General features: G+C 60.2%; 12 protein-coding genes. 4 read left to right on the plus strand and 8 right to left on the minus strand.

The genetic code is table 11. The features are described 5' to 3' along the window. Positions 1–69 precede the first annotated feature (69 nt). From OKW30_RS03885 to OKW30_RS03915, 7 genes are all read right to left on the minus strand, one after another. The gene (locus tag OKW30_RS03885; RefSeq protein ID WP_429346024.1) at positions 70–585 is read right to left on the minus strand and encodes a BON domain-containing protein; all 516 of its coding nucleotides are present in this window, start codon (positions 583–585) and stop codon (positions 70–72) included. Then, positions 477–1,997, minus strand: coding sequence for a pyridoxal phosphate-dependent decarboxylase family protein (locus OKW30_RS03890; protein ID WP_429346025.1), 1,521 nt, complete (start codon positions 1,995–1,997; stop codon positions 477–479). Before OKW30_RS03890 ends, OKW30_RS03885 begins: the two co-directional genes overlap by 109 nt. Positions 1,998–2,073: 76 nt before the next feature. After that, positions 2,074–3,519: an adenylate/guanylate cyclase domain-containing protein gene (locus OKW30_RS03895; RefSeq protein WP_187618609.1), complete on the minus strand. Its 1,446-nt coding sequence runs from the start codon at positions 3,517–3,519 to the stop codon at positions 2,074–2,076. Between the two features lie 118 nt (positions 3,520–3,637). Then, positions 3,638–4,816 (minus strand): hypothetical protein, encoded by a 1,179-nt coding sequence (locus OKW30_RS03900; RefSeq protein ID WP_429346026.1) that lies wholly within the window; start codon positions 4,814–4,816, stop codon positions 3,638–3,640. After that, positions 4,813–5,403, minus strand: coding sequence for an adenylate/guanylate cyclase domain-containing protein (locus OKW30_RS03905; protein ID WP_429346027.1), 591 nt, complete (start codon positions 5,401–5,403; stop codon positions 4,813–4,815). Before OKW30_RS03905 ends, OKW30_RS03900 begins: the two co-directional genes overlap by 4 nt. Before the next feature lie 33 nt (positions 5,404–5,436). After that, positions 5,437–6,384, minus strand: a complete 948-nt coding sequence (locus OKW30_RS03910) for a pseudouridine-5'-phosphate glycosidase (RefSeq protein WP_429346102.1) — start codon at positions 6,382–6,384, stop codon at positions 5,437–5,439. A 110-nt stretch (positions 6,385–6,494) separates the two neighbouring features. Then, entirely contained in the window at positions 6,495–7,157 is a 663-nt protein-coding gene (locus OKW30_RS03915; RefSeq protein ID WP_429346028.1) for a dihydrofolate reductase family protein, read from the minus strand. 264 nt (positions 7,158–7,421) lie between these two features. Here OKW30_RS03915 and OKW30_RS03920 point away from each other — a divergent pair, with 264 nt between their 5' ends. The 3 genes from OKW30_RS03920 (at position 7,422) to OKW30_RS03930 (ending at position 10,147) form a co-directional block, all read left to right on the plus strand. Next, entirely contained in the window at positions 7,422–7,931 is a 510-nt protein-coding gene (locus tag OKW30_RS03920; protein ID WP_184073845.1) for a DUF1269 domain-containing protein, read from the plus strand. Positions 7,932–8,077: 146 nt separating this feature from the next. Continuing rightward, positions 8,078–9,205 (plus strand): aminotransferase class V-fold PLP-dependent enzyme, encoded by a 1,128-nt coding sequence (locus OKW30_RS03925; protein ID WP_184058865.1) that lies wholly within the window; start codon positions 8,078–8,080, stop codon positions 9,203–9,205. Between the two features lie 681 nt (positions 9,206–9,886). Next, complete coding sequence (locus tag OKW30_RS03930) at positions 9,887–10,147, plus strand: hypothetical protein (protein WP_184055669.1); 261 nt, start codon at positions 9,887–9,889, stop codon at positions 10,145–10,147. 203 nt (positions 10,148–10,350) lie between these two features. On the opposite strand, the gene OKW30_RS03935 is transcribed toward OKW30_RS03930, so the two are convergent. Then, positions 10,351–10,749 carry a VOC family protein gene (locus OKW30_RS03935; RefSeq protein WP_184055671.1) on the minus strand — a complete coding sequence of 133 codons (399 nt, stop codon included), beginning with the start codon at positions 10,747–10,749 and terminating at the stop codon, positions 10,351–10,353. Positions 10,750–11,201: 452 nt separating this feature from the next. Between OKW30_RS03935 and OKW30_RS03940 the strand changes: the two genes are divergently transcribed. Beyond that, a complete protein-coding gene (locus OKW30_RS03940) occupies positions 11,202–11,540 on the plus strand; it encodes a P-II family nitrogen regulator (protein WP_026226100.1) in 339 nt (112 codons plus the stop codon).

Below are 11,540 nucleotides of genomic sequence, written 5' to 3' on the forward strand. Positions count from 1 at the left end.
GCTTCAGGTCGATCCGGAGATTCTCACGAGAGCATCGTCTACGCCGAAGTGATGAAATCAACATCGAGCCTATCCGGCCGATGCCGCGAGACGTTGCTCAATGCTTGCTGCATCGCTCTTTCGCACTGTCAATCTGTTCGTCACCGCCTTGACTCCCAGCACTGATCTCGATGCATTGCCAGCGCGCGAGATCTGCCAGCTTTCCGGCACCGATCCGGTGAGCGTGACGACGCCGTGGCTCGCCCTGATGTGAATTTCTGAATCATCCATATCCGGTACCCGCCTGAGGGCGCGGCGAACGTCACGAACTATCGAAGTATCCGGCCTAGGTCGAGGCGGCGAGCTTGAGGCCGCCACCCTTTGTGCGACCGCGCCGGCCGTCGCGCTCATACCTTGTTGCGCGTTCGCATAGGCCGCGCCACTCGCGATGGCCGCAATTAACATTGCGCCGATTATTCTGCTCGCATTGCTTATGTTCATGCTGGCTCCTTTGGGTTCTGCCAACCTTGCAAAATCCGCTGTCCGTGTCGAACGATTTCTTTGACCAGCAGATCCAGGTCGCCCTTGCGAGTTCGGTGGTTGCATATCGCGACCCTGAGACAATGCACGCCGTGCACCGTTGTGTCGGACAAGGCCGCGATGCCAGCTTCCTGAAGCTGCAACATGATCTCGATGTTGAGCGCCTTCAATGCTGCCTGTTCCATCTCCTCCGGTCGATATCTGAAGCATACGATGTTGATGTTGGTTGGCACGACCAACTCGAGGTGTCGCTCGGAGTCGATGAGGTCACCGAGGTAGCGAGCCTGCGCGATGTTTTGGTCGATCAGACGGCCGAACTTCTCGACTCCATGCTCTTTTAGAGCCATCCAGACTTTTAGCGCACGGAAACCTCTGGACATCTGCAATCCATACTCGTAGAGCCAGGGGGCCGAAGCAATTCCGCGCGCTGTTGGTTGCAGATATTCCGGTGTCACCGCGAATGCGCCTCGATGCGCCGCGGCGTCGCGAACGAGGGCGCAGCCGACCTCAAACGGAGCGTGCAGCCACTTGTGAGGATCGAGGGCGATCGAATCAGCGCGTGCAATGCCCGCGACGCGATATGAATTGTCGGGTGCGATCGCAAGCAGCGCGCCGATGCATCCGTCTACGTGTAACCAGACGTTCTCTTCAGCGGCCAGATCCGCCAGCGCCATCAGATCGTCGATCGCACCTGTATTGACTGTCCCCGCCGTTGCGATCACGCAAGCAGGCTGAAATCCCGCTGACCGGTCCTCTGCGATCGCAATCCGCAGCGCGTCGACGTCGATTCTCAGCGCCGCGTCTGTCGGGATCCGCCGCAACGCCGCGTTTCCCAGGCCTAGCGACTCCATCGCCTTACGATGGCAGCTATGCATCTGATCCGAGCCATAAAATCGCAACGGTCGGTCGATGGCGGCTACACCATGCTCGCGCACGTCGATTCCAGCCTTCGCATTGCGTGCCACTGTCAGGGCAATGATATTTGCCATTGAGCCGCCGCTGACCAATGTGCCGCTGGCGGAAACTGGAAAGCCAACCATCTCCTTGCACCAGTTGACGACCTGCTGATCCATCGAAGCCGCCGCATGATTGCCGCCACCCAGATTAGAACCCTGAATTGCCGCCAGGAAGTCTCCCAGTGCGCCGGTGAAGTTGCTTGCCCCCATATACCACGACCAGAAGCGAGGATGTACGTTGCCCAGTGGATAGGGCATCAAATTCTCGTCAAGCTCGTGATAAATACTTTCCACTGGTGACGCCGAGCGTGGCAGCGTCTGCTCGAATAAGGCCTTGGCGCTCTCGGGCATGCTTCGCCACACTGGCCGGCTGCGCACGTCGCGCAGGTAGTCGACCGCATCGTCGACGATGCGGTGCGAGAGTGTCCGCAGCGCGGTCCAATCGTCCGGATCGAGCGTTTCCTCGGAACGCGGCTGAACGCCGTGCATAGGGAGCAAACCGGCTGCGTTGTTCTTCTCCATCTCGGCACCTGTCGGGTTCGACGTTGAGCAAACAAGAATAGCCTCCAAGAGGAGGCAAGATCGGCGCCGTAAGCCGTCACCACTCGGACACGATGCGATACACGCTTGCCCTGCCCTGGAGGCCGCGAAGCGGAGCCTCAAATTCGACGACAGTGCGGCCACCAAGGAGGTCGCGGACCCCAGGCGCACTATAGAGCGCTTCCGAAATGCAAATCTCCCCGGCGTCGGCGAGAGACTGCACGCGCGCGGCGACGTTGACGGCCTGACCGAAATAATCGAGATTGTCGTTCAGTGTCACCGCAATCGACGGCCCGCAATGTGCCCCGATCTTCAGGATGATCGCCGGTTCTCCACGTTCGCGATTGAAGCGCCCGATTTCCTCCACGATACTCAACGACGCGGAAACTGCGTCCGTTGGTCGACAAAAGACGGCCATCACAGCGTCGCCAATCGTCTTTACGATAGCGCCGGAATACCGTTGTGCGATCATCTCAAGCAAGGCGAAATGCTGTCTGACGAGGCCGTACGCATTCAGATCGCCGATGCGTTCATACATGGCCGTCGAACCCTTGAGATCCGTGAAAACGAACGTCACTTGCCGAATCCCAAGGCCTTCCTTCTCGTCAACGTTCTCCGAGCGGAACAGGCGCCGGAAGGTTTGTCGCGCCACCAGCGCCCCGCCGGAGAGATACGGTTCGAATTCGAGCGGCGGCTTGATGGCCTGAGCGACGACCTCTGGAGGCCAATTGATCAAGAGCAGCGACCCGCGCGTGCTCCCGGTATTCCTTACTTGAATGACGACAGGACCCGGCGGCACAACGGAGAGCGCCGGGGCAAACCGTTGACCGTCATAACCGACCTGCAACAGTGTCGGCGAGGTAGCGGCCTCACCAGCGATCGGAACGATGAGAGCGGCTTGTGTCTCGACATTCACACCCGTCAAGGCACCGGGGCCAAGAACAGCCTGCAGGGTCGTCGTCGAAGCTGGCGGCAGGAACGTGAGGCCGCGCACGAGCCCCCGCAAGAAGTCGAGAAACCGGACTTGCTGGCCGGCGAACCGACCGTCACCGTTAAATCGCAGTTTCCAGTGGAAATCTTCAACGGAAAGCGACTCGGGATCGTGGAACGTCAGCCTCCGAAGTTCGGGCGATATTGAAAACGTGACCTGGATGAAATCGTCGAGGTCGGTTTCGCCCGTAACGTCGCATAGCCCACAGACGTAATGGGTCTTAAGAGTGCGCAATGATCCGAAGCTGTGGAGGACCATTCCCGACTGCGGACAAAGAACGTCCCAGTTCATCTCGAACAATCCGTATCGCGCCGCATGAAGAAAGAGGTCAATGCATTCAGCCTCGCTTATGCCGCGATCTCGCGCAAACGCCAGCGGATTGACCCGGTAGACGGACAGCTCGTCGCCGCTCCTGATCAGAGTCTCGAGCTTGGAAATGACGCGCGGACTCCATGATCTCGCCTGCTCGATCGCGATCATTTTGCTCTCGAGAAGCCGATCGTCAATGTTCATCGTCGTGGCCAGGTCAACGGAAAACAGTCAGACACAACTGCCGTGTCATGTCGCTTTACCTTGGATTGCAAGATACGGTGATGGTTGGACGGCGTCAACAGGAGTGAGCGCGGCGACCTTATCCTCCTCTATCGGCCTCGCCCGCAAGCGCGGCCTCGATCGCCTGGAGCGCATAAAGGAAACCCAGGCCGGGGCCCTCCTGCCGTAGCCGCTGGAGTTCCTTCAGCGATGCCGGATCGCGATTGCCGGTTCCATGCGAGACAAGCGCCCGTGCGCGCGCCACGAAAAATCCGGAAAAAGGCGATGGCTCGCGGCGTGCGTAGTCTTCAAGGGCCGCAGCATGGTGCGCGGCCGCATCCCAGCGTTTGCGGTCGATGCATGCATCTATCGCATCACGTCGAAACAGAAAGTGGTTGTGGCTCACCGCTCCGGCCGCGAGCAAAGCCTCGCCTTCCGCGAGCGCCTGTGCGAAGACAACGGGGTCGTCCGTCGTGCGCGCGAGCACGCCGAGATAAGCGGGGCCCAGGTAGTTCATGCCGGTCTCCCGGCTGATCGACAGCGCCGCTTCGATATCGGCGCGCGCTTCGCGCGGACGGCCGGCGACCCGATGCAATTCCGCGCGAAACGCGAGCGCTTCACCTTCGAAGCGCCTTGATTTCAGCTCGCGCGCGCACTGTAGCGCAGGAGCGACGTGCTCCCACGCACGATCCCACTCCGCGCGATCGTGCAGGCAGTGCCAGGCAGCGTGATGGGCGACGGCGAGTGCGCGGGGATGCCCCACCTTCTGCGCTGCGGCGACGCTGGCAAGCGCGGCGTCGAGCGCGCGCGCGGCTTCGCCGGTAAACCACGTCGTGATCGCCCGCATCGGAAGGTTGGCCACCTCGATCCGTCCGAAGCCATGGCATTGGCAGAGTTCGATGCAGCGGCTGAAGGCCGCGTGGGCGCTGATCATCCGGCCGCGCATGTACTCGCCATCGCCAAGGCCGCCGAGTGCGGCCGCCTCCTGTTCGGGATCACACGCGTCGCGCGCGAGTGCAAGGCTGCGCCCGTGCTCACGCACGCAGCCGTCGATATCGCCGCGGGGAAAACACAGATTGCCGCGCAGGAAGTGAATGCGCGCCTCTTCGCGCAACAGGCCTTGGGAGGCTTCAGCGGCGTAGTCGAGGTCGGCCCATGCACCGTCGAGATCGTCGATGATCCGCTTCACCGTGGCCCGCCCGATCCATGCGCGGCAACGCTCCACGTCCGTCGTCGCATATTCGAGGGCGATTTCGAATGCATGAAGTGCCGACTTCATGTCGCCGAGGTCATGCAGGACGTTGCCATGTAGACACTCGAGTGCGGCGCGCCGAATACTGCCATGACGCAGTCGCCGACGTGCTTGTCGACGTGCCCGCCATGCTGCTCGATGGTGCGGTCAACCTGCTCGAAGTAGCGATCGAGCACGGCGAGTACTTCCTCCGCGTCGACTTCACGGCTCATCCGCGTGAAGCCACACAGATCGGCGAACAGGACGGCGACCTGCCGTCGTTCGCCTTTCGCCTCGCCTGGGCTCGCGGCGCTATGCCGGGGCCCGGTTCGCGCCCGCAATTCAGTCAAGGCATCGAGCAGTTTGCGGCGATGACCAACCGACGCAATACCCAGTTCTTTCAGATCGTCCGCGGTGAGATCGCGAAGCACGTCGGCGTCGATGGCGTTCTCGCGAAACACCGGTTCATACCGCTCCATTCCGAGGCTGTGCAGCCACACGGCGACGTCCACCAGCCCTCCTGAGAGGAAGGTGTCGAATCCGTCAAAGATAGCACGGGGCTGGCTTCGTGGAGCCCTGCGCCCCGGGCGGCGGCAGCTTCGGCACTGGCTCGAAATGAGCGCGGTGGCCGTCAAGGAAATCACCAGCCGCGCGAAACGGCAGTGAGGCTACACCGCGCCTGTGCTGGGCTTTGAGCGTGCCAACGCTAGCGCCAGCCTTGCGCCGACCTCGGCGTTGTGTTTCACGAGCGCGATGTTTGTCGCCAGGCTGCGCCCGCCTGTCAACGCCTTGATGCGCGCCAGCAGGAAGGGGGTGACGGCCTTGCCGGTGATTCCTTGTGCAGCGGCCTCGTCGAGCGCCTGCTGGGTCAGCGCGTCGATCTCTTCGAACGACATCGCTGCGGCTTCCGGCACCGGAGTGCTCAACACCACACCGCCGTCGAGGCCCAGGTCCCACTTGGTGCGGATGAACCGTGCCTGTTCCTCCGCGTCGTCCAGCCTGAAGTCCGCGCGAAAGCCGCTGTCCCGCGTGTAGAACGCCGCAAAATTGTCCTGTTCGCAACTGAGCACCGGCACGCCGTGGGTTTCCAGGTATTCCAATGTGAGCCCGATGTCCAGGATGGACTTCGCACCGGCACAGATCACCGCCACCGAGGTCTTCGCCAGTTCCTGCAGGTCGGCCGAGATGTCAAAGGTTTCATGCGCGCCTCGATGTACGCCGCCAATGCCTCCGGTGACGAAGACCTCGATGCCGGCCAACGCCGCACATATCATCGTGCCAGCGACGGTCGTGGCGCCCAGCCCGCTGCCGGCCAGCACGGCCGGCAGGTCGCGGCGGCTGACCTTATGTACGCGGTCCGATCGGCCGATCGTTTCCAGCTCGTCATCCGAAAGGCCGATGTGGATTCGCCCATCGATCAGCGCAATAGTCGCCGGCTCGGCACCCGCGTCACGGATCAAGGCTTCCACTTCGCGCGCAGTGCGAACGTTCTCCGGGTAGGGCATGCCGTGGGCGATGACGGTCGATTCCAGCGCCACGAGCGGGCGACCGGAGGCCTGCGCAGCGGCTGCAGGCGCGCTCCAGGTCAACCAGGAGCGTGCAAGGTCAGCAACCATGTCGATCCTTTCGGTGGTGTGATTCACTGAAGTATGCGGTACAAGACCGGTCCACTCAACGCGCGAGCGAAGGCCGCGGCCCGTCAGGGGCGTCGGCCTTCAGCGAGTGGTTAGGCGTCCGTGTGCCCTTGGCGCCTTAGGACGACATGCGTGGCCTTCTCCGACGCTACGAATTCAACGCATTCGTATCCAAGAGCCCGCAAGTCGACCCCTTCGAACAGCGATTCTCCCCGGCCGAGCAGGACCGGCGCGACGGCAATGTGCAGATCATCGATGAGGCCCTCGCGAAGATACTGCTGAATTGTGTCCGGCCCACCGCCAATGCGCACGTCCATTCCGGCAGCGGCCTCGCGTGCACGGTCGAGCGCCTCGCGAATGCCTCCTGTTATGAAGTGGAACGTCGTGCCGCCTGCCATCTCGATGGGGGCACGAGCGTGATGGGTCAAGATGAAGACTGGAACGTGATACGGTGGATTGTCTCCCCACCAGCCTTTCCAGTTTGTGTCCGGCCAGTCCCCACGAATGGGTCCGAACATGTTCCGCCCAAGAATCCAGGCCCCGACATTCTGAAAGCCACGGGCGGCGAAATCATCGTCAACCCCGGTCGTACCGTCGTCCTTGCCGAACAAGGCTTGCTGGAACGTGTGTGTTGGGACTAGCCACTGATGCAGTTCCGTCCCGCCAACGCCGAGCGGATTGTTGATGTCTTGATTCGGGCCTGCACCGTATCCGTCGAGCGAAATGGTGAAGCCCGCAACGCGAACGCGTGTCATTGTTTGCCTCCGTTTAGACGCCTAACGTAATGTGGACCGCAAACCTGCATGGTTTGCCGGAACTACGCGAAATAGTCTGGCAGCAGATTCTTGCTCAACCCTATGTCTCCAGGAGAAGTTTTCAGAATTTGTAAGCTGGCATACAGCGGCGACCATCCATCCAAACACGGCACGCACCTGCCCGGAGCCAACTTTTGCCTGCCGCAGGCGTACGATGAACGGCATCGTCCCGTTTGAGGACGGCTTGATTGATGGAGGGTCGAGATGAGACGTCTTTATTTCCTCACATCTGACATGACGACGGCGAAGGCGATCGTAGACGACTTGCTGCGGGCGCGGATCACATGGCGACATATCCATGTTCTCGCGAATCACAGCGTCGCACTCGAACAGTTACCCGAGGCAACTTTGCTGCAGAGCAGCGACGTCGTGCACTCGCTCGAACGAGGCGTGGCGCTCGGCGGTGCGACCGGAGCGCTTGTCGGCCTCGTGGCGCTGGCGTTTCCTCCCGCGGAGCTCGCCATTGCGGGCGGAGCCGTCATCGCATTGACGTTGGCGGGTGCCGGCTTCGGGGCCTGGACGGCCGCGATGATCGGCGTCGCCGAACCGAATGCACGGCTCGAGCGCTTTCGGGACGCCATCCGTGACGGCCAGCTCCTGATCATGGCCGACGTGCCTGGATCGCGCGAACAGGAGATCGAGCTGATGGTCGCGCAGCATTTTCCGAAGGCCGATATCGAGGGCGCGGAGCCCACGACACCGATCTTCCCCTGAGAAGCAGTCGGGAGGAGGCGAGCGGCGCCACCTTTGGGGCGACTGCGATCGAAGAAGGGCGGGGGCGTCCCGGCCGATGCCGTTGCAGGCAGCTTTCGTTAGAATCTGTTTTCGATTCTTTTACTCGTCAATGACCGGAGGCGAACGTGCCAGGTTTACTTCCCGATGTCGACCGCGATGGACTCCTCGAATATTCGGTCGTCTACACCGACCGATCGATCAATCACATGTCGCAGCTCTTTCAAGGAGTCGTACGCGATATTTCCGGCGCCCTGAAAAAAGTCTACAACGCGAAGTCGGCCGTTATCGTCCCGGGCAGCGGGACTTTCGGCATGGAAGCCGTCGCCCGGCAGTTCGCGACGAACAGGAAGTGTCTGGTCATTCGCAATGGCTGGTTCAGTTTCCGCTGGTCGCAGATTTTCGACATGGGCGACATTCCGTCTGAATCGGTGGTGTTGAAGGCGCGTCCGGTCGAACGAGGTAGGCAGGCCGCATATGCACCGGCTCCGATCGAAGAAGTCGTCGCTGCGATCAAGGAAAACAAGCCGGATCTGGTCTTTGCGCCGCATGTCGAAACCGCATCCGGGATGATGCTGCCTGATGCCTACTTGCGCGCGGTGTCCGACGCGGTGCATGCCGTCGGCGGCATGTTTGTACTGGATTGCATCGCCTCCGGTACGATCTGGGTGGACATGCAGGCCAGCGGCATCGATGTCCTGATCAGCGCACCGCAAAAAGGATGGAGCGCGTCACCCTGCTGCGCAATGGTCATGCTCAGCCCTCTCGCCCGCGAAAGAATCGACGCAACGACCAGCACCAGTTTCGCTTGTGATCTCGGGAAATGGCTGCAGATCATGGAAGCCTACGAGAACGGCGGGTTCGCGTATCACGCCACGATGCCCACGGACAGTCTCGCGACGCTGCGCGACGTCATGAAGGAAACCGAGGCATATGGCTTCGAGAAAGTCAAAGCTGAGCAGCTTGAACTCGGCAAGCGCATTCGCTCGCTCATGAGTGACAAAGGTTTCAAAAGCGTGGCGGCTGAAGGTTTTCAGGCTCCTGGCGTCGTGGTCTGCTATACGGACGATGACGGCATACGATCCGGCAAGAAATTCGCCGATGCCGGCTTGCAGATCGCGGCCGGTGTTCCCCTTCAATGCGACGAGCCAGAAGACTTCAAAACCTTCCGCGTCGGATTATTTGGCCTGGACAAACTGCATGACGTCGAAGGCGTGGTCGCCAGGCTCGCCAAGGCGTTGGACAGTATTCTTTAGAGCGTTTTTCCAAAGCACGTGCGCGTGGCTCGCTCTCGCGACCGGCCGCCGCACGGCGCCGCGAAACTTCATTTCTCATCCGACGCATCAGTCGGATAACCTTTTCAGTCTGCTCTTTTCATCCCGCCAGGATCCCAGCTCTCAATCGGAGTTCCTAACACGCTTTAATTCGGCGTTTTTTGAGATGGTGCCTTGTTGCACAATCCGGCCTCCTTTATTGCCTGTGAGGCACTATGCATTCAGTTTCCCTGGGCTCTCATCGCGGCGCCCATGAAAGGCGGCACGGACATTTCTTTTCGATCAGCCTTAGCAGATCGTTCTACCTTCACATCGAGTCTCCCTGGCTGTTTGACGTGGACCGGTGGTTCCACTTTGCATTGCCGGCGAGCGTACCTCGCGAAGCACACGACGACACTGTGCAGGCCATGGAAGAAGCGCGCGCAGCGTGGCTACAACATAGCCCATCCGTGCTGGTGTCGCATCAGTCATACGAGTTACGCGATATGCTCGGCCGGAGTGAAAACCGCTTTCATATGCACAGGATGGACGACCATGAGATCGCCAAGGCCCTCTACAACGAATTGAAGAACTGCCTATCGGATGGCAATGGGTGGGCAGAGATTCATGGATGTGTGCTCGCAGAGAGCATTTCAGCACTATCAACGATGCAGAGGATATTGAATGGCAACTCACCCCCAAAAGCGATGTGTCGTGGTCATGTGGTCGGAGGAAAAGCAGGCACTGGTCTCCTATACGCTTGACGTTGAAAAGGTGCTGGCGGTTACCACGCGACAGTTTCCTTTAGAACTGCCGGTGGCCGACTACAACAATACGCTGGACGATGAGTTCGCGCGTCGGTTCGGCGGGGCGACGCTCAATCTTCTCGCTCTCTCAAATCCTGAACTCAGGCCGTTCATCAAGATTACCTCGGCTAACGACTGACTTGCTGAATGGAAGCCCTCGACGGGATCATCGGGGGTAACGAATGCCTGAGGAAGTCAACCGAATGTTAGGTTCACTGCACTGAACAGTAGTCGACCCGATCCCCTCGACCGCTCGCGCCGCCTCGACGGCAATTTTCAAGTCGAAGCGGGTACCGCTTCGAAAATAGGCCGGTGTATAGCGTGTTCGGGGCTTTGCGAATGCTACGGAGTCACGGGATCGTGACAACAAACGCAAATCCTGTTTCCCTCCGGGTCGCGGAAGTACGCCCCGTAATAGTCCGGGTGATAGTGTGCTCGCAAGCCGGGAGGACCTTCGCAAGAACCTGAGTTTGCCAGCGCGCTAGCGTATGCGTTGTCGACTGAACGACGATCAGGCGCAAGCAATGCCACCATTTGACCGTTTCCGTGTTCTGCTGAGTTGCCATCATATGGCCTGCCGATAAGGAAGAGCGGACGCGGCATACCCTCAGCCATCCAACCAGCCCACGGTTTATCTGGCTCGCAAAACTTCAGTCGATGTCCCAACTCGCTCATGACGGCCGAATAGAATTTCAAGGCTCGGTCAAAGTCATTAACCCCAACGAAAACATGCGAAATCATCCTGATCTGTTCCTGTTCGAGTTGCGATGTCTTTGCACGTTATCACGGCGGAGTTGCGCTCGACCTCTTGAACGCTCGCGAGCGTCGGGCGTGCGAGTGGAAACCTGGAAGCTTCGATTAATGAATATGTAATGACGAGCGGCAGAACCGTGCACGCATGCCCCCGATTGGACGGACGACAGGGGAACGCGCTCGCACATGGTGCCTGGGTACATTCAGTCCGTCCGCCGCATTCCGCCAAGAAGCCTTCTGACAGTGCTGCCGCCCAATCCCGCTCCCTTCCTCACAACATCCGTCTGACCGCTGAAGGACCCGAAGTTCGGCTCCTCCGATAATTCCCCGCTCCAATACCTGTCGTGCGAATGGCATGACAGTTGCTTTGAACGTCTCCGCGCGCTGAGCCGCGGTCATTCGCAGCGAGCATCGGGATGGGCGATCAACGGAGAGGCAAATTGAAACTAATCAGTGCGGTCATCAAGCCATTCAAGCTTGATGAGGCTCGAGAAGCCTTGTCATCGCTTGGCGTCTCTGGAATCACGGTTACGGAGGTCAAGGGTTTTGGGCGTCAGAAAGGGCACACCGAACTGTATCGGGGCGCGGAGTACGTCGTCGATTTCCTGCCGAAAGTGAAGATCGAGGTCGCCGTCCCGGACGACATCGTCGATCAGGCTATCGAGGCGATCGAACGTGCGGCGCGTACCGGAAAGATTGGTGACGGGAAGATCTTCGTGACGCCGATCGAACAGGTGATCCGGATCCGCACCGGCGAGACCGGCGCCGACGCCCTATAA

This window comes from Paraburkholderia sp. Clong3, assembly GCF_050436485.1.
GTDB lineage: Bacteria > Pseudomonadota > Gammaproteobacteria > Burkholderiales > Burkholderiaceae > Paraburkholderia > Paraburkholderia tuberum.